Origin of the sequence: Chryseobacterium sp. 22458 (assembly GCF_052044975.1) — a bacterium.
Lineage (GTDB): Bacteria > Bacteroidota > Bacteroidia > Flavobacteriales > Weeksellaceae > Chryseobacterium.
Map to the genome: position 1 here is coordinate 24,186 of NZ_JBQEOA010000002.1, position 18,596 is coordinate 42,781.

Annotated in this window: 20 protein-coding genes; 10 read left to right on the top strand and 10 right to left on the bottom strand. The window is 37.8% G+C overall.

Features of this window, described 5'->3' with window-relative positions; genetic code table 11:
* The first annotated feature begins 11 nt into the window (after positions 1–11).
* Positions 12–1,520 (top strand): RagB/SusD family nutrient uptake outer membrane protein, encoded by a 1,509-nt coding sequence (locus ACTJJF_RS07445; RefSeq protein WP_440699245.1) that lies wholly within the window; start codon positions 12–14, stop codon positions 1,518–1,520.
* A gap of 126 nt (positions 1,521–1,646) precedes the next feature.
* Positions 1,647–3,470, top strand: coding sequence for an alkaline phosphatase (locus tag ACTJJF_RS07450; RefSeq protein WP_440699246.1), 1,824 nt, complete (start codon positions 1,647–1,649; stop codon positions 3,468–3,470).
* A 190-nt stretch (positions 3,471–3,660) separates the two neighbouring features.
* Here the strand turns inward: ACTJJF_RS07450 and ACTJJF_RS07455 are convergent, their stop codons facing one another.
* The 6 genes from ACTJJF_RS07455 to ACTJJF_RS07480 form a co-directional block, all read right to left on the bottom strand.
* Complete coding sequence (locus ACTJJF_RS07455; protein WP_440699247.1) at positions 3,661–4,641, bottom strand: phosphatidylinositol-specific phospholipase C; 981 nt, start codon at positions 4,639–4,641, stop codon at positions 3,661–3,663.
* Positions 4,642–4,767: 126 nt separating this feature from the next.
* The gene (locus tag ACTJJF_RS07460) at positions 4,768–5,448 is read right to left on the bottom strand and encodes a hypothetical protein (protein ID WP_440699248.1); all 681 of its coding nucleotides are present in this window, start codon (positions 5,446–5,448) and stop codon (positions 4,768–4,770) included.
* 19 nt (positions 5,449–5,467) lie between these two features.
* A complete protein-coding gene (locus tag ACTJJF_RS07465; RefSeq protein ID WP_440699249.1) occupies positions 5,468–5,956 on the bottom strand; it encodes a hypothetical protein in 489 nt (162 codons plus the stop codon).
* A gap of 79 nt (positions 5,957–6,035) precedes the next feature.
* Positions 6,036–7,256, bottom strand: a complete 1,221-nt coding sequence (locus ACTJJF_RS07470) for a 3-phosphoshikimate 1-carboxyvinyltransferase (protein ID WP_440699250.1) — start codon at positions 7,254–7,256, stop codon at positions 6,036–6,038.
* Positions 7,257–7,328: 72 nt separating this feature from the next.
* Complete coding sequence (locus tag ACTJJF_RS07475) at positions 7,329–7,655, bottom strand: nucleotide pyrophosphohydrolase (protein WP_065395382.1); 327 nt, start codon at positions 7,653–7,655, stop codon at positions 7,329–7,331.
* Positions 7,655–9,064: a hypothetical protein gene (locus ACTJJF_RS07480; protein WP_440699251.1), complete on the bottom strand. Its 1,410-nt coding sequence runs from the start codon at positions 9,062–9,064 to the stop codon at positions 7,655–7,657. The genes ACTJJF_RS07475 and ACTJJF_RS07480 overlap by 1 nt, the downstream gene beginning before the upstream one ends.
* A 184-nt stretch (positions 9,065–9,248) precedes the next feature.
* Between ACTJJF_RS07480 and ACTJJF_RS07485 the strand changes: the two genes are divergently transcribed.
* The 8 genes from ACTJJF_RS07485 (at position 9,249) to guaB (ending at position 16,410) form a co-directional block, all read left to right on the top strand.
* Positions 9,249–9,500 (top strand): type B 50S ribosomal protein L31, encoded by a 252-nt coding sequence (locus ACTJJF_RS07485; RefSeq protein WP_027375398.1) that lies wholly within the window; start codon positions 9,249–9,251, stop codon positions 9,498–9,500.
* Positions 9,501–9,775: 275 nt separating this feature from the next.
* A complete protein-coding gene (locus ACTJJF_RS07490) occupies positions 9,776–10,936 on the top strand; it encodes a GlmU family protein (RefSeq protein WP_440699252.1) in 1,161 nt (386 codons plus the stop codon).
* Between the two features lie 100 nt (positions 10,937–11,036).
* Positions 11,037–11,546, top strand: coding sequence for an RNA polymerase sigma factor (locus ACTJJF_RS07495; protein ID WP_065399538.1), 510 nt, complete (start codon positions 11,037–11,039; stop codon positions 11,544–11,546).
* Positions 11,521–12,207 carry a hypothetical protein gene (locus ACTJJF_RS07500; protein ID WP_312306151.1) on the top strand — a complete coding sequence of 229 codons (687 nt, stop codon included), beginning with the start codon at positions 11,521–11,523 and terminating at the stop codon, positions 12,205–12,207. The genes ACTJJF_RS07495 and ACTJJF_RS07500 overlap by 26 nt, the downstream gene beginning before the upstream one ends.
* Before the next feature lie 16 nt (positions 12,208–12,223).
* A complete protein-coding gene (locus ACTJJF_RS07505) occupies positions 12,224–13,510 on the top strand; it encodes a DUF4252 domain-containing protein (RefSeq protein ID WP_440699253.1) in 1,287 nt (428 codons plus the stop codon).
* A 9-nt stretch (positions 13,511–13,519) separates the two neighbouring features.
* A complete protein-coding gene (locus ACTJJF_RS07510) occupies positions 13,520–14,023 on the top strand; it encodes a DUF4252 domain-containing protein (RefSeq protein ID WP_312306147.1) in 504 nt (167 codons plus the stop codon).
* A gap of 32 nt (positions 14,024–14,055) precedes the next feature.
* Positions 14,056–14,760: a hypothetical protein gene (locus ACTJJF_RS07515; protein ID WP_312306145.1), complete on the top strand. Its 705-nt coding sequence runs from the start codon at positions 14,056–14,058 to the stop codon at positions 14,758–14,760.
* Between the two features lie 189 nt (positions 14,761–14,949).
* Positions 14,950–16,410 (top strand): IMP dehydrogenase, encoded by a 1,461-nt coding sequence (gene guaB, locus ACTJJF_RS07520; RefSeq protein ID WP_312306143.1) that lies wholly within the window; start codon positions 14,950–14,952, stop codon positions 16,408–16,410.
* Positions 16,411–16,455: 45 nt separating this feature from the next.
* Here the strand turns inward: guaB and ACTJJF_RS07525 are convergent, their stop codons facing one another.
* The 4 genes from ACTJJF_RS07525 to ACTJJF_RS07540 form a co-directional block, all read right to left on the bottom strand.
* Positions 16,456–16,653: a KTSC domain-containing protein gene (locus ACTJJF_RS07525; RefSeq protein WP_440699254.1), complete on the bottom strand. Its 198-nt coding sequence runs from the start codon at positions 16,651–16,653 to the stop codon at positions 16,456–16,458.
* Between the two features lie 91 nt (positions 16,654–16,744).
* Positions 16,745–17,428: a T9SS type A sorting domain-containing protein gene (locus ACTJJF_RS07530; protein WP_440699255.1), complete on the bottom strand. Its 684-nt coding sequence runs from the start codon at positions 17,426–17,428 to the stop codon at positions 16,745–16,747.
* A gap of 5 nt (positions 17,429–17,433) precedes the next feature.
* Complete coding sequence (locus ACTJJF_RS07535; RefSeq protein ID WP_229046045.1) at positions 17,434–18,027, bottom strand: phage tail protein; 594 nt, start codon at positions 18,025–18,027, stop codon at positions 17,434–17,436.
* A 274-nt stretch (positions 18,028–18,301) separates the two neighbouring features.
* A complete protein-coding gene (locus ACTJJF_RS07540; RefSeq protein WP_312306132.1) occupies positions 18,302–18,478 on the bottom strand; it encodes a bacteriocin-like protein in 177 nt (58 codons plus the stop codon).
* Positions 18,479–18,596: the final 118 nt, after the last annotated feature.

The following is an 18,596-nucleotide window of genomic DNA, read 5'->3' on the forward strand; positions in this document are numbered from 1 at the left end:
AAGTAAAAAAAATGAAATTTTTCAATACCATAATTTTAGCAGCAGGAATATCCGCAGCAATGCTGTCCTGTACCAACGAACTTAATATAGACCCTGAAGGAACGCCTACAGAAGCCAACTTCTGGAAAACAGAAAATGACCTGATCACCGGTGCCAATGCGATGTACAGACCACTTTCCGACAGTGAATTTTATGGGAGAGGTTTTTTCTGGTTCATTAATGCCAGCGATGATATGGTAACCGGAAGATCCAAAAGTGAAGCCGATAATGTGAAGAACTTCAGCAGTAATTATATTGCTGCAGGAGATCTGGAAACACAATGGAACAAGAGGTATGCCGTAATAGGAATTGCCAATAGTGTTATCCGTAATGCTGATAATATTCAGGCTTCACAGACAGTGAAAAACAAGTATGTGGGCGAAGCTTTGTTTATGAGCAGCAGAATGTACTTTGAGCTGGCTTATTCCTATGGAAATGAGAAAGCAGGTATTCCGATTGTGGACCGTACACAGGGGCCCAACCCAAATCCTATTCCCAGAGCTGCCAATGTTATGGAAAACTACAATTATATTGTGAACGACCTGAAAAAAGCAGCAGAATTATTACCTACCCAGGCAGAGCTTCCGGCTAAAGATTACGGAAGACCTCATAAAGCCGCAGCATGGGCGTTGTTGGCGAAAGTATACCTGTTTATGAAAGACTGGAAGAATGCAGAATACTGGGCGAATGAAGTAATGAACAAAGGAAACAGAAGCCTGCTGAACAGCTATGCTGATGTTTTCAAAGCTGAAAATAATTACAGTTCAGAATATATATGGTCCATACCAAGTACTCCGAAATTTAATGCAGTGGGAAGTATCCTTCCGGGGGTAATGCTTGAAAATAAAGGATGGGGAGAATACAATGGCTGGGGATACTTTCAGCCTACAAAAGAATTATATGATGAATATGAAACCGGGGACCAGAGAAGAAGCACTACCATTCTGAAGATTGGAGATAAATTTACCTTCAACGGAAAGGAAAGAACATATGCTTCTACCAATTCCCTTACAGGATATCAGTTCAACAAATATATGGATGCCTTCAAATACCAGCTGAACAGCGGCCACGTAAGTGCTAACGGAGATTATCCTTGTACAGACCTGGCAGTTCCTATCATGCGTTATGCTGAAGTCATCCTGATCAAGGCAGAAGCTTTACTGATGCAGGGGAAACCTGCTGACCAGGAAATCAATATGATCAGGACCCGTGCAGGCTTATCTCCGAAAAACGGATGTACAATGACCGATCTTAAACATGAAAGACGTTGCGAGCTGGCAGGTGAATGGGCAGACAGGCACAGAGATCTTGTACGTTGGGGAGATGCGCAGGAGACTTATGCGAAGCCTTTACATGGGATCAACGGACAGGTAGTCTGGGCGGCAAGAAACTTTAATCCGGCTGTGCATAATGTTTGGGCAGTTCCACAGGCTGAAATCGTAAACAGTCATGGAATTATTAAGCAAAATGAAGGCTGGTAAAATTCAATCTTATAGATAATCCCCTATATCATCACAGGAATTTCTGTGGTGATATAGTTTTTTCAAAGGTAGTATGAGCAGATTGTAAAAACGTTCCATTCTACCTGCAAACAAAAGATCAACAAAATGAAACTATCAAAAATATTGGCTGTAATAGCCTTAGCTGTTTTTTCTCAGAATCAGGCACAGAATTATCTGAACTATAATGTGGGAAATGCACATTCACATAATGACTATATGCAGGAAATTCCTTTCTGGCAGGCTTATTATGCAAATTTCGGTTCTATTGAAGCAGATGTCTATCCGGTAAAAGGTAAACTTTGGGTAGCTCATACGGAAAAGGAACTTTCATCAGACAGAACGCTGGAAAACCTCTATCTTGACAATATTTCAAAACAGATTAAGCTGAATAAAGGGAATATTTATCATGATACCAATAAAAAGCTGCAATTGCTGATCGATATCAAACAGGACTACAAAACAGCACTGAATATTTTAGTCAATACTTTGAAAAAATACCCGGAAATTACCGGAAATTCAGGCGTTAAAATTGTGATCACAGGAGGAAGGCCCCAGCCGGCAGATTTTAAAAACTATCCGGATTATCTTTATTTCGATGGTGATCTTGATAAAAACTATTCAGCTGACCAGCTGAAAAGAATCGGAATGTTCAGTGCAGATCTTCCGGGACTGGTGAAGTGGAATGGAAAAGGAATTCCAAGAGACGAAGAAACAGAAAAAATAAAACAGGCAGTGGAAAAAGCACACGCCTTGCAGAAACCAATGCGTTTCTATGGAGCGCCGGATTTTCCCAATGCATGGGTAAACCTTATGGATTTTGGTGTGGACTATATCAATACAGACCATATTCCTGATCTTAAAAAATTCATGAATACCATTCCGAAAAACTTCTATAAAAACACAAAGGAATATCCCGTCTATTCCCCAACCTATAAAACAGATGGTATCAGCAAAAAAGTAAAGAATATTATCCTTTTCATTCCGGACGGAACTTCATTACCCCAATATTACGCTGCTTTTACAGCTAATAAAGGAAAGCTGAATGTTTTCAACATGAAATCTACAGGCTTATCCAAAACCAATTCTTCCAATGCTTATATTACAGATTCAGCACCGGGATCTACTGCATTTGCTACCGGAGTAAAAACCAATAATACATTTGTAGGAGTTGATCATATGGGGAAAGCACTGGCACAGATTCCGGATATCATTGCAGAAAGAGGAATGGTTTCCGGATTGATTTCAACTGGAGATGTTACAGATGCTACTCCGGCAGATTTCTATGCACATTCTGATAACAGAAACAGCTCTGAACCTATTCTGAAAGATTTTGCAGCTTCCAAAACGAAAATTCTGATTGGTGGGCCTACAAGTGGACTTTCCCAGGAAAACCTGCTGAAATTTAAAGAATCCAAAATAGATTTATATCAGGATCTGAAATCTGTAAATAAAATTGCAAATCGTACTTTGGTCATCGATCCGTTGGCCTCACAAAGGGTATCCCAAAGAGGAAACTGGCTGGCTGATGCCTTTGATCTTACATTAAACAATCTGAAGGATAATACAAAAGGATTTTTTATGATGGTGGAAGCTTCCCAGACAGATGGCGGAGGTCATAGCAATAATATTGAGCAGCTGGTTACCGAGCTTCTGGATTTCGATCATGTGGTGGGAAAAGCGATGAAGTTTGCTGATGAAAATAAAGAAACTTTAGTGATTGTTGTGGGTGATCATGAAACCGGAGGGTTGACTCTTCTGGATGGAAGTCTTAAGGAAGGATGGATTTTCGGAAACTTCAGTACCAATGATCATACCTCAATTCCGTCAAGTGTTTTTGCTTATGGCCCGAATTCTAAAGAGTTCACAGGATTGTTTGAAAATACAGAGATCTTCACTAAAATTATGGAAGCTTACGGAATCCGGAAATAATGTATTGAGTATTCGTTTAAACTCTCGCAGATTTTGGTGATTACGCAGATCATGAAGCATTAAAAAAATCTGCTCAATCAGCGAGCGATAAAAAATCTATTATTTTTAAAAGCCGGACATTTAAAATTAAGAACAAAAAGGCTGTCTCCCCAACGAGAGACAGCCTTTAAATATATCTAACAAAAATTGATCAGAAGTTAGTATTTACAATCAGTTCAGACAGTTCGGCATTTATAAAATCAATCGGCATTACTCCGGATGTCCCCTGAGTATTGTTTTGGAAGAATGTTTTAAGCTTAGGATTAATACTGTTGGAAACGGTAGGAATACTTGGAATCCCAAAAATTCCCGGCTTGTAACCACTTGTAAAGTTGATGAAAAGCTTCCCGGTTGTATCATTTTTTGCTTCATTCAGAAGGTTCAGTATTCCGTTCCATTTATCATCATTATTGGTTACCTTATAATAATCCTGAACTTTAAGCTGTGCTGCAGCATTGTTGATTTCAAAAGTCGTATTATCCGCCCATGATGTTGCATTGATTCCTTTAGCCGTGTTTGCAGAAAATCTCCTTAATAATTTGATTTTTCCTCTTACATCTCCAAGATTGGGAATTGTAGTTCCCAGATCCCATTTGGCAGAATTTTTCTGAACATAAGAATCAAAAGTCTCCTCAAAACTTCTTGATGTGTTGGAAGCGTCATACTCCTCTTTTACTGACATAATAATTGTCTCAGACGGATGACTGTTCAAGAAAGCATAACAGGCATTAAGTACGTCATCAAAATTCAGTTTTTGGTAAATTGCTCCGTGATGAATCGTAAAAGAGTTGTCAATATGCCTGCAGCGGATATCCAGGAAACGAACTCCTGCATTCAGCTGTTCGGCAATGCTGAGGTCTTGTGTTTTAGCAGTACCTGATACAACAGGGGCATCTATGCGAGCGCCTGAATCATGCGTTCCGGGAATTGAGATTTTTGAAATGGAAATATTATCCTGAAGACCAGCCATCCAGCTATTCATCGCAACAGGAACCAAAGACGCTTTAAGGTTTGCTCTCCCTGAAGCTATAACCGTTTCATTGGAATCTCTTTCAAGAATATTGTCGTTGGAACAGGAAAGTAATAGACTTGCGGCAGCAATACCAAGGCTCATCACTCTTAAACGTCTCATGTTGTGTTTAAACATAGTTTTATTTTATTTTTATTGTCACTTAAAAATAAGAATATATCAAGATATGAGGAGTTAATTTAACTTTAAGGGAAAATTAACTTGTTTTAAAAGACAGAGTGAAGCTCTTTAGAAAATGAATGTCCTCTTTGAACCGGGAACAGGAAACTGGTTTTCTCCGATTTTGAAATCAGACATTTTTATAGGATGCTTAAGTTTATGGGTAAAAGATTTGTAGAAATTTTCCTGGGGTGCTTTATCTCCCTCGAAGCATGGATAATATTGTTCATCTACAATAACTTTTCCTGTTGAGAAATTCACTTCATGAAGGATGTTGAATTCACAGGTGTCGTCAAAATTTTCCTGTGAGCCGATCAGATAAAAATCATTATTCTGAAATCTGAACGTATGCCTGTAAGCCAGGCGATGTCTGGAATTGGTATTAAATTCCTGGTGTATTGTCAGGGCGTTGTTTTTTATAGAAACTTCGGGTGGGCTGTTGTATTCCGGGCTAAAACCCATTCCACTGGAAATGAGAAACCCGGAAGCTTCTTTCCATACCTTCAAACCGTTAGCTGTATTTTTAAGAATATAGAGTACTCTTTTATAGTCTGTTTCAGGATATTCTTCTTTGGTAGCTCTTGTATTGGTATTGAATACCATTACTATCTCATCCCTGCCATCCTGGTCAAGATCGCCTCTGGCTTCAGAGATTTTCTTATATCCTTCGTGAACTGAAAAATCTTTCAGGGTTTGGGCATACGAAGTAATGATCAGTGTGAGAGAAAGGAACGAAAACAGCTTTTTCATGTCGATGAACCAAGGTAAATTATAATCCCGTATCCTCTTTGAGTATCAGATGAGAATCATCCAGACGGCACAGGCAGCCTTTTATCGTTTTATAAATTCCGTCAATATCTGTTTCTTTACCTTTGGAATCTGTTACAGTAACTCCTGTAGAGTAAGATTCATCTTCCGCCTGATACGTTTTGAATAACTGATATTGATATCCATTGTTGGTAAATGTCAGATAATTGAGAGACATTCCGGCATTCTGTTTTCCGCCGCCTCGGTAATAGGAATTGTATTTGAATTTTTTCCAGCTCTCTGCTGTCCTTTCCGAAGGAAATTCCATTTCTACACGATTCTTGCTCCCGAAACGGTATTGAATATATGCATCTTTTTTATCCTTTACCAACGTCATTTTCTTTCCATTTTTGGTTTCAAAGGAATAAATGATTTCTTCATTGGGAAGCAGATATTGTGCCCAAAGGGATAATGGAAATATAAAAGTAAACAGAAGAATGTATTTTTTCATGATTGGATTGGGTGTATGGAAGATAATACAGTAATCTGAAAAGATGCATTTCAGATTACCATATCATCAGCTTTTTATATTAATTCGTCATTATATCGGCAAGGTCATTCCAGAACATAGGATACGATTTTTCCACCACATCCTCATCCTCGATATTGAGCTCCCCGATCAGACAGTACGGAGCAAAGCTCATCGCCATTCTGTGATCCTGATACGTTTTGATTGAAATATTTTTTTCCGGTTCTCCGAAACTTACTGATTCTATTGTCAGGTCTGTGATTTTTGTTTCAGTTCCCAGTTTTTTCAGTTCATTATATAAAGCCTGAAGTCTGTCGGTTTCCTTTACCCTTAAAGTTCCCAAGCCTGAAATTTCAAAAGGGATTTTTAATGCAGCAGCGGTTACGCATAATGTCTGGGCAATGTCCGGGCAATTGTTCATATCCAGAACAATCTTTTCAGGAAATGAAAAATCCTGCTGGGGTTCCAGTGTTATTTTATGCTCATCTTCAGAGAAAACCGTTTTGATCCCGAAGAAATCTTCATAAATTTTTGCAATGGCCGAATCTCCCTGAGTAGATTCTTTGTAGAAGCTTTTCAGGTGGATTGTTTTTCTTCCCAATGCACAGATGGAGTAGAAGTAAGAAGCCGAGCTCCAGTCACTTTCCACTTCATAGCTGACTGGTGATGAATGATTATCTATAAATGGTTCTACTTTGATCGTATTTCCTTCAAAGCTGTTTCTGATCCCGAATCTGGTCAGAATATCAAGCGTCATTTCAATATAAGATCTCGAAGTCACTTCTCCCACAAGATTAATTTCCAGTCCGTTTTCAAGTTTCCCGGCAATCAGAAGCAGAGAAGTAATAAACTGGCTTGAAATATTTGCAGGAACATTTACGGATGTCTGGGTAATCTTTTTTCCGGAAATTTTCAAAGGTGGAAAACCTTCGTTTTCCATATATTCAATTTCAGCACCAAGATCTTTCAGAGCCCTTACCAGATTTTTGATAGGTCTTTCCTTCATTCTTCCGGAGCCTGTAAGTACAGTAGTTTTTCCTTCCTGAATAGAATAATAGGAAGTAAGGAAACGCATGGCAGTTCCCGCATGGTGAATGTCTACAACATCTGTAGTCTCAGATAAAGCTTTTTTTAGCAATTGGGTATCCTGAGAATTAGATAAATTCCCGATTTTTATAGTATTGAACAGACTTTCCAGAATCAATAAACGATTCGAAATACTCTTCGAACCGCTGATCTGTACTGTTTTATTTGCAATTAAGGTTGATTTTTCTAGCTTCATTATAATCTGCATTTTATTTAAAAAAATAATGAGTTACAAATTGATGTATTATTTATAACTCATCATTTATTATTATTTCAATTTTTCGTTGTTCTGATGCCGGTCTTTATCCCGGTCTGTTTTGATCTTCATCTTTCTGTCAAAGGCATCCTGCAGATTCACTCCCGTTTGATTGGCTAAACATAAAGTTACAAAAAGCACATCAGCTAGTTCCTCTCCAAGGTCTTTGCTTTTGTCGCTCTCCTTTTCGCTCTGCTCACCATATCTTCTGGCAATAATTCTGGCCACTTCACCTACTTCTTCCGTCAGCATGGCCATATTGGTCAGCTCATTGAAATATCTTACGCCGATGGTTTTGATCCACTCATCGACCTGCTGCTGTAATTGGGTAATTTCCATTATTGATAAGCTCCAAGAGTAGGACTGGTAGTTCTTGATACATTTACGATATCAAAAGGTACGCTTCCGGCTACAGTGGTATTTCCTTTTCCTTTTGCCGGCGAAGTTGTTTTTACCCTTAGGTTCATTTTAGCCATAAAGTAATTGACAAACTGCGGATCTTCGTTTTTGATGCTTTGTACTACATTCACATTATTGTCAAAAGGGAAACCGGCTTCAGAGGTTCCGGAATATTTTAACAGGCAGTTCTGGATGAGAAACTCAAACTGCTGGCCCGGCGTCTGTTCAAAATGAATAGCGTTGTCCCTGTCAGAGTAAACGATACTGTTTCTTATATTAAGCTGCTGCAGAGCGCCCTGTTCCGTTTGTCCTGCATCATTCTTCCATTCATTGGTTGCAAAAATCCCTTTTCTGTCAAATGAGTTCATTGTCTTAGAATAATTGGCAATCGTAGCATGGGTATAGCTATGTTTTCCGCCTTTGAAGATTCCTACACATGATAATCCGCAATTGTTCATCACAAGGTTGCTGGCATTCACTGTAGAACCTACGGCATAAATTCCGTATTCAAAGAAAGTATGGATGAATGAATTGCTGATATTGGCCGTATTCTGCCTCATGTCAAGCCCTCTTGTTCCACCGAAAAGTCTTGCATGGGTCATATTAAGAATAGAATTGCTTTCCATTCTGATGGCATTCCAGTTTTTGGAAATCGTATCATAATAAGGATCATTTCTGTCTCCACGGATGATCACCTGCTTATCCAAAGTTCCGTTGATATTTAAGACCGCTCCGGAAGAAACCTTCATGCCACTGTTTTTATGGAAGTATACCTTGGTGCCGGGATCGATGTCCAGCGTAACACTAGGGTTGATGGTAAGGTCTCCATAGATGATCTTTGCCTTATTGTCACTCCATGTTGTAGAACTGGAAATCACATTCGGATTGGTAGGAGTCTGGATAAAAAACTCTGCATCCTGTACCACAGAGAATAAAGTCACATGCTGCTGCCCGGCAGGACCTGTGAAAACAACCTTGTCTTCGGCAATGGCTTCAGGCCCGGTAGCTTCAGGTGCTATTTCAACAAAAATATAAAGACTGTCTTTCTTTCTCAAAGGAACATTCTTAAAATCATAGCCGGGTTTTCCGTCTACATTGATTCTGTATAATGAAGAAGCTCCCTTCTCAAGATTCACCCTCGGGATCAGAATATCCTTATCTTCATTATTATATACTTTTACAACATAGGTCTCTGAACGTACCTGATGATAAACCGTATCACAGAATACTGTGTCTTTTGAAAAACTTAATTGCTGTGAAGGCGCATCAAAAGTAATATCATCCTTATTACATGATACTGCTACCAGGAGCATCCAGAAAGAAAAAGCCAGTAATAATTTGAATTTCATTGAAATTAAAGTTTAAGTAGGTTTCAAATTTAACGAAAATACTTTAAATTTCTTATCAATAAAAAAATATTGAAGAGGGTATTTGGAAATTAGAAAAAATGTTGTACTTTTGCAACCTAAAATTAGCAGAGAAATATCCATTACTATTTCGAAAGCAAACTTTAATTTTTTTAAAAATTGTATTATGAAAAACGGAATTCACCCAGAAAATTATAGACTTGTTGTTTTCAAAGATATGAGTAACGACGAGGTGTTTCTTTGCAAGTCTACTGCAGAAACAAAAGACACTATCGAGTTCGAAGGACAAGAGTACCCACTAATCAAAATGGAAATCTCTTCAACTTCTCACCCTTTCTACACTGGTAAAGTGAAACTAGTTGACACTGCAGGTAGAGTTGATAAGTTCATGAACAAATACAAAAAATTCGCTAAGTAATTTTTGTAAAATTAAAATATTAAAGTCTTCCAATTTTTGGGAGACTTTTTTTATTTCATTCAATAGAAACGGGCTATAATCCTGAGCTTAGACGAAGGAAGCTACTTAATAAAAAAAAACTATTCATTAGCTTTAGCCGAAACTTATCGTACATTTCCCAACTTCTCTCATCTTTTTGTATTTTTGCTTAGACGGAAATTAGAACCTGCCGTATCATTTCAATGAACTTAATCTCAGATACTAATTTCTAACATCTAATCTCTAACTTCTAAAAAATGCAATTAGTATTTTCAGACGCACAATATTGGGAAGACTTTCTTCCGCTTACTTTTACCCGCCCGGTTGCAGCCATGAGATGCGGAATCCTTACCTTTTCCGAAAGATGGCAGAAAATCCTGGAAAATACAGAGGTAACTTATTTTACAGAAATGTACCTTCAGGATAAATTTAAAAGTCCGGAAGACAAAGAAAGCCTTTTTCTGGTACCGAATTTCCTGCCGACGGAGACTGTGATTCAGCAGATCAAAGAGCTTAAAATGGGAGAGGCTCTGGTATATGAAGATGAGCTGATTGCCGCAAGAATCAATATGAAAGGATTTTCTTTGAACCAGATTGAGAAAATGACGGATATCAAAGAAGAGCTTGTATTTTTTAAAAGACCAAAAGATCTGTTTACCTATAATCATCATGCCATTGATTTTGATTTTGACTTATTGACTAAAGGCAGAACCTCACAGGAATTATCCTCCACCAATGGCTTTATAGGAGATAAAAAAGACCTTTTCATTGAAGAAGGAGCTTATATTGAGTTTTCAACCATCAATACCAGGACCGGTAAAATATATATTGGTAAAAATACTGAGGTGATGGAAGGTTGTCATCTTCGCGGGCCTATTGCATTGTGTGATGATTCTAAATTTAACCTGGGAGCAAAGATCTATGGAGCCACTACAGTAGGGCCACACTGTAAAGTAGGAGGTGAAGTGAATAATATTATCATTTTCGGATATTCCAGTAAAGGGCATGAAGGCTTTGTTGGAAACTCAGTGATCGGGGAGTGGTGTAACTTTGGTGCAGACAGCAATTCTTCAAACATGAAAAATAATTACGGAAATGTAAAATTCTGGAATTACAGAACCAAAGCCTTTGAAGATACCGGTTTACAGTTTGCAGGACTTATTATGGGTGATCACTCCAAAACGGCGATCAATACACAGTTAAATACAGGAACAGTGATAGGGGTAGCTTCCAATATTTTCAAACCGGGCTTTCCTCCTAACCTTGTGGAAAACTTCTCATGGGGCGGAATGAAAGATGATGAAAGATTCAGGCTGGATAAAGTATATGAAGTGGCAGAAAGAGCTATGGCCAGAAGAAAAGTAGCAATGACAGAGCAGGATAAAGCTGTTCTGAAACATATTTTTGACATGTATTAATCTTACTTATAATAAAAACTTCAAATTTTTTTGAAGTTTTTTTATTTTTGATGTAATAGATTAGAAACTTTGGTTGTCTTACCTATAAGAAACAAAACTCATGACCCAGGAAACCTTCAAGAATACGGTGTTTATTCTCAAAGACGAGATGTATCGTTTTGCGAAACGGTTCGTCATGAGCAGTGATGAAGCAGAAGATGTGGTACAGGATCTCATGATGAAGTTTTGGCAAAAGAGAGACGAGCTTGGGCAATTTGGAAATTTCAGGTCCTATGCGCTGAAGTCTGTCCGGAACGAATGCCTCAATCGGCTGAAGCATCACGATGTAAAGATCGGTTTTGCAGATATGCAGTTGCACCGCTCGGAGCTCTATAGTATGGAGGTTGATAATCTTAAGGAACATATTGTAGGATTCATCAATCAGCTCCCGGAAAAGCAAAAGATGGTGATCCACCTGAAAGATGTAGAAGAGTATGATATTTCTGAAATTTCTGAAATGCTGGAAATGGAAGAAAATGCGGTAAGGGTAAACCTTATGCGGGCAAGACAAAAAGTAAAAGAACAAATCTCACAACTGATGAGCTATGAAAAAAGATCAATTACAAGATAAATACAACGAAATCTTCCGGGATCTCAAGGAAGAAAAAATGGACTGGAGCTTTGAAGATTTTCTTCAAAAGGCAGAAGAGGAAGAACCGGATACAGATGCTGTTCCCATTATTCCCTTAGGAGAAAAGAAAAAACCGTCTTTTCCCAAATGGTTCTGGATGGCCGCCAGTGTAATGCTGATTTTCGGGATCGGATTCTTTTTTAATAATAAAAATACCGGTACGGATGTGCAGGACAGAGAAACTATGGTGAAAAATGAAATTCTGAAACAGAAATCAGGATTTCTGGAAGAAAACAATGACCATCAGGAACAGGTGGCGGTGAACCATACAGATTCTATTTCAGGAACCAAAAAAGACTCTGTTTTTCAGGAAAATCAGGTAGCGGAAAAAGATGTGCTGGATGAAATTCTTCCTAAAAGAGGGAGACTTAAAAAAGAAACAAGGCCGAGATACGTTGATAACTCCTCTGCTAAAAGCAATAAAAACCTAAATGATTCCACAGCCTATAACGATTCTTATGTCATTGTAAACGGTAAAAGAATCAGCAGTGAAAAAGAAGCCATTGATGTTACCAAATACTCCTTCATGAAATTAGGAAGCGAGTTTAAAAAAACAGTAGCATCTTCTCAGAAAAATGAAAACTTTGACAGCGAATACTAAAAATCAAATCAATCCCATGAAAAAAATATTTTTTATAATAGCCATAATTTTAAGCGGTTTTGCAACTTCTTCTGCACAGACTGATAAATTGAATAAACTTTTTCAGGATTTTGAAAAAAATGGCGGAGTTACATCCATCAACATTAAGAAGCCTATGTTCAAGCTGTTGAATACCATTGATGTGAACGATGCCTATGTAGGAAAAATAAAACCTATATTGAATGAGGTGGATGGTCTTAAAATTCTGATCATTCCTAAAGCAACATTCCCGGATGATCTTGAAGATGATAATGTGGAAAATATAAAGCTGAACAAAGAGAAGTCTGAAAAAGTAAACAGAGCATTGAAGTCCCTTAATTTCAATGAGCTGATGACAATGAATAATGATGGCACTTCTATGAAGTTTCTGGCCGAAGAAGAAAAAGATAACTATCTGGAGAATTTGGTTTTTAATGTGGATTCTAAAGAAGAGAACATTATTTTCATCCTCAATGGAAAAATGAAGATGTCTGATGTCAATAAAATCATCAGCTCAGGAGGAATTGCCACAAACACAGTAAAAACTTCTGTGAAAAATGACCTTACCTCAGAAAATACGTCTTCTTATCTGAACGGAGATAGCAGAAACGTTGGTGACTTTTCAAAAATAGATGTAAGCGAAGGGGTGACAGTTACCTATAAACAGGAAAATGCGAGAAGCGTAAAAGTAATTGCAGATGCTGATAAACTTCAGTATGTGATCACCAGGGTAGAAGATGGGGTTTTAAAGATTTATATCGATAATAAAGGAGTAAGGAATCTGAGATTTAAAAATCTGAATGTCAACGTTTCTTCTCCTAACCTTCAAAGAATCAAAACTTCATCAGGAAGTATTTTTACAGCAGTTAATCCTGTTTCAGAAAACAGTTTGGAAATTGAAGCAGATTCTGGTTCCATTATCAAAGGGAAATTCAATATTAAGCAGGCTACAGCTGTTTCAGTGAGTTCCGGTTCTGTTTTGAATGCCAGTATTACAACTACTAAAATGGCATTAAATACATCAAGCGGTGCAAGTGTAAGCTTATCCGGGCAGGCAGCATCAGCAGCGATCGATACCAGTAGCGGCGCTTCCTGCAAAGCAGACGATCTTAAGATTGCTACAGGAGTTGTGGAAGCTACATCGGGAGCAAGCCTTTCAATCTTTTTTACAGATAAACTGAAAGTAAGTGTATCCTCGGGAGCTGACGTCAAATTGAAAGGAAATCCTGAACTGGATGCTAAAGTGGATAAAATTTCAGGAGGAAGTCTTAGACAAGTTAAATAAAAACCAACCATGAAAACTCTTACCAACATTTTTCTGACCATTTTAACAATGATGCTGCTACAATCCTGTATTGTTTCAGAAAAACCCAATATGGAATTTTTCTCCAATTCAGCTTATGATTTTAAAGGAGCAAAATTTACAAGCATCAATGTACCCATGGTTCTGGCCAAATCCTATATTAAAAAAGCTTTACGGAAAGAAGGTGAAAGTGAAGAGACGATCAGCCTCGTGAAAAAAGCATCCAAAATAAAAGTTCTTACCGTCTCCAACGGAAATAAAGAAATGCTTGATGATTACAGCCAATATCTGCATGACAACCGTTATGAAGACTGGGCTACCATAAAACATGACGGAGACAATATTAATATAAGGGTAAAGCAGGACGGTGATGTCATTAAAAATATGCTGATCACTTTGGGCTCCCGTACTGACGATCTCGTATTTGTAGATGTAAAAGGAAATTTTACCCCTGATGATCTCTCAAAAATGATCAATTCTGTTACAGACAAATAATAGGAAATATTTAATCTTTAAATTACCTGAGCATGGAAAAACTAATAAGAGAAGTCCGTATCCTTAAAATCTATGCTGTTTCGCTTACTGCGGTATGTGTGGTATTTTTCTTTCTTGCATTCAAAAACCAGTATTCCAACGAGAGGTTTAAGGAGATCGATGTGGAACGTATCAACATTATTGAAAAAGACGGAACCTTAAAAATGGTGATCAGTAATAAAGAACGGCAACATCCGGGAATGGTGAACCATAAAAACATGAAGCAGAGAGAAAGAGAAGCGGGGATGATTTTCTTTAATTCGCTGGGAGATGAGTGTGGCGGACTTGTATATGATGGGAATAAAGAAGGGTCCGGAATGGTATATTCTGTAGATCAGAGAAATACAGACCAGATTATGCAGCTGCAATATTCTGAAGAAGCGGGCAAAGATAAAAAAAGAGTATATGGTTTAAAGCTCTGGGACCGCCCGGATGACTTTCCGTTGGAAGACATTATAAAGTTTGAAGACTCCCTGAAAAAACTTAATGATCCTGCAGCCAGCAAAAAAGCATATGCAAAACTCAGGGAAGAAGGCAAATTAACCAATGAAAGATTTTTTGCCGGTAAAACAGCCAATGGCGATGTAGGAATTTTTATCCGTGATACCAAAGGAACAGTAAGATTAAAATTATATATTGATAAAAACAACAATACCCATATTGAAAATTTAGATGAAAATGGGAACCTCGTTAAATAGGATGTTTAACGTTAAAAAACTAACATGTAACAAGTAGTTTCATACTTATTCAATTATTTTGTACCGTAACCGTTCTTGAAAAAAGAGCGGTTTTTTGATTTAAGTTATTGATTATTAATTTTTATTTAAACTATCAAAAAGGATTTTCATATGTCATCAAAATAACCTAATTTTGCAAAGAAAGTAAAGATGTCTATTCATAACAAAATTGTAGAGACAGCCATCACTTTCGATGACGTTCTTCTAGTCCCTTCTTATTCAGAAGTTTTACCTAATCAGGTTTCATTAAAATCAAGACTTACCGACAAAATTACGCTGAATGTTCCGATAGTTTCCGCTGCGATGGACACTGTTACTGAAGCTGATCTTGCTATTGCACTGGCAAGAGTAGGTGGTTTAGGATTTATTCACAAAAACATGACGATTGCTGAGCAGGCAGCACAGGTAAACCGTGTAAAACGCTCCGAAAACGGAATGATTTCCGATCCGGTTACCCTTTCTAAGGACCACACTTTAGGTGAGGCTAAAGAGATGATGTCAAGATATAAAATCTCAGGACTTCCTGTAGTAGATGCAGATAATGTTCTGATCGGAATCATTACCAACAGAGATGTAAAATATCAGGAAAATCTTGGTATGAAAGTAGAGGAGATCATGACCAAAGAAAATCTGATCACTTCAGACAAAGATACCAACCTTGAAAAGGCAAAAGAGATCCTTCTTAAGAACAGAGTAGAAAAACTTCCGATCGTAGATAAAGACAATAAGCTTGTAGGTTTGATTACGATTAAAGATATCGACAACCAGCTTGAATATCCGAATGCCAATAAAGACCAGAACGGACGTCTTATTGTAGGTGCCGGAGTAGGAGTAGGTGAAGATACCTTAGACAGAATTGAGGCTCTGGTACAGGCCGGAGTTGATATTGTAGCCATCGATTCTGCACACGGACATTCCAAAGGAGTACTGGATAAAATTTCTGAAATCAGAAAAGCATATCCTAATCTTGATATCGTTGGAGGAAATATCGTAACAGCTGAAGCAGCAGAAGACCTGATTAAGGCCGGTGCCAATGTTCTGAAAGTAGGTGTAGGGCCAGGTTCTATCTGTACAACCAGAGTTGTTGCCGGAGTAGGAGTTCCTCAGCTATCCGCAATCTATAACGTGTACGAATATGCAAAGTCTCAGAATGTGACTGTAATTGCAGACGGAGGAATCAAGCTTTCAGGAGATATTGTAAAAGCTATTGCAAGTGGTGCTGGAGCAGTAATGTTAGGATCACTGTTAGCCGGTACGGATGAAGCTCCGGGTGAAGAAATTATCTTCCAGGGAAGAAAATTCAAATCGTATCAGGGAATGGGAAGCCTTTCTGCCATGAAGAGAGGAGGAAAAGAAAGATATTTCCAGAGTGAAGCTAAAAAATTCGTTCCGGAAGGAATTGAAGGAAGAGTACCTCATAAAGGGAAGTTGGAAGATGTGATCTTCCAGTTGACCGGAGGTTTAAGAGCAGGTATGGGATACTGTGGAGCAAAAGATATTGAAGCTTTACAAAAAGATTCCAAGCTGGTAATGATCACAGGAAGCGGATTGAAAGAATCTCACCCGCATGATGTAATCATCACACAGGAAGCTCCTAACTATTCATTATAAGAATTAAAAATAGTATAAAAATGCCTTCAGAAATGGAGGTATTTTTTATTTAACCCTGGTAAATTTAAATCCGGGTTTAATGACTTTATTCAGAAAAGTCCCTTTAGATCTTGCCTTTCCGAATTTTTCGACAATGCCCGGAGGTACCCGGAGATAATCATATACTTCCCCCGACTGATATATAATTCTCAATATTTCAGTGTCCGGAAAATAAATGAAATGATGTACAACACTTGAAGGCATCCAATAATATAGCAAAAAATGTTCCCGAAATGAAATAAAAAGCCCTACAAGTTACTGACGCTTAAGTGGTTTATGGGGTTTGGGTTAACTTTTATTTTTTCATGAATTTAAACTCATGATGCTGAAGGTCTTTGGTGATAACCTTTAATACATAGATTCCCGGGATAAGTTGTGAAACATCTACTCTTGGGTCAAATATTTCAGATCTTACCAGGCGCCCGTCAATATTGTAAATCTCTATCGTTCGTCCGTTATCCAGTCCGGAAATGCTGATGAAGTCTGAAACAGGATTAGGGAAGATCCGTATTTTATTTTTAGAAACATCTGAAGTTCCCAGTGTGATGGTTTGCACATCTCCGGTCATTGTAGAGTTGGCTGCTGTAAGATTGCCGGCACACAGTCCTGTTGTATAAGCTGTGTTTTCAATCCATACTCCAATATTGTTACCTGGAGGTATGGGAAGACTGTTATTTCCGGTTGCGTTATAAAAAACTAAGTTAGGAGTAGTAAATGTACCATATCCTTCATCCGCAAGGAATTCCCATCTTGTCTGGGCATTGTTCCACTGGATTTTGAATTCACAGCTGCCCAATCCGCTACAGGGTTGGCCATCAATAGGTGTAGTCATGTAGATGTTTTTATTGTTGACATCAACTCCGGTTTTATTAAACACAAAATTTTGATCGTCAAATAAATTGGTACATCCCTTAAAAGTTATCGTCTGGGCAGAAACGGTACTTCCGACTATCAGACATAATAAGTAAAGAATTTTCATAGCGATTAATTTTGTGATGGGAATACACCGGTTAAAGAAATAATACATTTCAGGGTAATAAACGGAGGTCTGTTCTCGTGAGGCTGATTGCCTCCTGTTGTACCGATCATGGTGTTTTTCATGGTGGTATTGTTGGCTGTGTCAGAATACTCTTTATCAAGTCCCTTGGTATCTGCAGGCAGGTTGTTGGTAGGTGTACTTTGATTTCCTTCGGCGGTTACAGCGTTTACAGTATGGGTATGGGCCGGCATTTGAGTTACTGTCAATGTTACACTTTCAGCTCCGCCTATTTGCCCCATGGTGTAAGTGGTTGGGCCTCCGGGAGCCTGCCCGTTATGTACAAGTACCCTTCCCCTCATATCCGGTAAAGCGAAAGTAGTCACTCCATTTCCGCCATAGGTGGTTCCTAAAAGTGAAAAAAGGGCGGTATTTTGAGCGATGGATAATATCTGGCCGTTACATTCTGCCCAGTTTTTTGGGGCGAAAGTATAAGGTACGAATGCAATTTGTCCTAAGAAAGGGTCTGATGCCTGAGACTTTAAGGTAGGTGCAAATGCACTGCTGATGAGCAGTGTACATGCAAAAAGTAATTTTTTCATGATAGCAGTGTTTAGTATTATAAAGTTAGAAATTATTTCGTATATAATAATTTATTAAAGAAAAATATTTAATATTTTATTATTATTTTAGATTTAATTAATTGGAATATGTAAAAAAATAGATTTTTTCTCTAATGTTTTTTGTTTAAATACCGTCTCTTCAACACTGAAAATCATTTTACGGTAATAGAAATAAAAAAACCACAGCAAAGCCGTGGTTTTTATTTAAAGCAAACAAAAGTCTGCATCAGTATGGGGTTTATAATAATATCCGTTATAAAATAGAGCAGGAACCTGGCGGAAGGTCTGAGATTCTTCTGCATCCTCCGGGACCACAGCAAAAAATTTCTGCATCACCACATCCGAAATTGGGTAATTCGCTGTTGCACATTTTAAATCCGCCCTTAATGTTTTTTAAGCCTTCTCTTGAAACTTTTTTTAAATTTTTCATAATAATTAATTTTTTTGATTTTTGCTTTATAGCAGTTTCTCAAATTTATATTTTTTTATTACAAATTATCAATGTTTTCAGGAAAAAACTTAAAATTATTTAAATAAAGATTTCTTCC

Bases quoted from the DNA above. Each gene is read 5' to 3' on its own strand.
- ACTJJF_RS07445 (WP_440699245.1), top strand. From the start codon at position 12: ATGAAATTTTTCAATACCATAATTTTAGCAGCAGGAATATCCGCAGCA.
- ACTJJF_RS07450 (WP_440699246.1), top strand. From the start codon at position 1,647: ATGAAACTATCAAAAATATTGGCTGTAATAGCCTTAGCTGTTTTTTCT.
- ACTJJF_RS07455 (WP_440699247.1), bottom strand. From the start codon at position 4,641: ATGAGACGTTTAAGAGTGATGAGCCTTGGTATTGCTGCCGCAAGTCTA.
- ACTJJF_RS07460 (WP_440699248.1), bottom strand. From the start codon at position 5,448: ATGAAAAAGCTGTTTTCGTTCCTTTCTCTCACACTGATCATTACTTCG.
- ACTJJF_RS07465 (WP_440699249.1), bottom strand. From the start codon at position 5,956: ATGAAAAAATACATTCTTCTGTTTACTTTTATATTTCCATTATCCCTT.
- ACTJJF_RS07470 (WP_440699250.1), bottom strand. From the start codon at position 7,256: ATGAAGCTAGAAAAATCAACCTTAATTGCAAATAAAACAGTACAGATC.
- ACTJJF_RS07475 (WP_065395382.1), bottom strand. From the start codon at position 7,655: ATGGAAATTACCCAATTACAGCAGCAGGTCGATGAGTGGATCAAAACC.
- ACTJJF_RS07480 (WP_440699251.1), bottom strand. From the start codon at position 9,064: ATGAAATTCAAATTATTACTGGCTTTTTCTTTCTGGATGCTCCTGGTA.
- ACTJJF_RS07485 (WP_027375398.1), top strand. From the start codon at position 9,249: ATGAAAAACGGAATTCACCCAGAAAATTATAGACTTGTTGTTTTCAAA.
- ACTJJF_RS07490 (WP_440699252.1), top strand. From the start codon at position 9,776: ATGCAATTAGTATTTTCAGACGCACAATATTGGGAAGACTTTCTTCCG.
- ACTJJF_RS07495 (WP_065399538.1), top strand. From the start codon at position 11,037: ATGACCCAGGAAACCTTCAAGAATACGGTGTTTATTCTCAAAGACGAG.
- ACTJJF_RS07500 (WP_312306151.1), top strand. From the start codon at position 11,521: ATGAAAAAAGATCAATTACAAGATAAATACAACGAAATCTTCCGGGAT.
- ACTJJF_RS07505 (WP_440699253.1), top strand. From the start codon at position 12,224: ATGAAAAAAATATTTTTTATAATAGCCATAATTTTAAGCGGTTTTGCA.
- ACTJJF_RS07510 (WP_312306147.1), top strand. From the start codon at position 13,520: ATGAAAACTCTTACCAACATTTTTCTGACCATTTTAACAATGATGCTG.
- ACTJJF_RS07515 (WP_312306145.1), top strand. From the start codon at position 14,056: ATGGAAAAACTAATAAGAGAAGTCCGTATCCTTAAAATCTATGCTGTT.
- guaB (WP_312306143.1), top strand. From the start codon at position 14,950: ATGTCTATTCATAACAAAATTGTAGAGACAGCCATCACTTTCGATGAC.
- ACTJJF_RS07525 (WP_440699254.1), bottom strand. From the start codon at position 16,653: ATGCCTTCAAGTGTTGTACATCATTTCATTTATTTTCCGGACACTGAA.
- ACTJJF_RS07530 (WP_440699255.1), bottom strand. From the start codon at position 17,428: ATGAAAATTCTTTACTTATTATGTCTGATAGTCGGAAGTACCGTTTCT.
- ACTJJF_RS07535 (WP_229046045.1), bottom strand. From the start codon at position 18,027: ATGAAAAAATTACTTTTTGCATGTACACTGCTCATCAGCAGTGCATTT.
- ACTJJF_RS07540 (WP_312306132.1), bottom strand. From the start codon at position 18,478: ATGAAAAATTTAAAAAAAGTTTCAAGAGAAGGCTTAAAAAACATTAAG.